Raw genomic sequence first — 242 nt, 5'->3', positions numbered from 1 at the left:
TGCCCTCGCGTAATCCTCGGCGTTGTTCACGGGCAGGGCCTCGAGCAGCCCGCAAAGGTTGCTGCTCACCAGGCAGTAGTCGTGAAACGAGAACACGGTGCCGGTGGCGTCGACCGTGCCCAGGTGGGTGGGCAGCCCGTAGTCGAAGATGACGTTGGGTTCGTAGAAGATCGGTGTGGTCGGGTCGACGGCCCGAATCGCCGAGGCCACCTGGTCGTAGAACGGGGTCAGGTCCTGCGCGT

Annotated in this window: 1 pseudogene; it reads right to left on the bottom strand. The window is 64.9% G+C overall.

Annotated features, from left to right (window positions below):
- Positions 1 to 242 (bottom strand): annotated as a pseudogene (locus F6Q13_RS19120) (endoglycoceramidase); the annotation flags it as partial.

Origin of the sequence: Mycobacterium sp. (assembly GCF_008709575.1) — a bacterium.
In the GTDB taxonomy this organism is placed as follows: Bacteria; Actinomycetota; Actinomycetes; order Mycobacteriales; family Mycobacteriaceae; genus Mycobacterium.
This window is presented reverse-complemented; position numbering and strand designations above follow the sequence as displayed.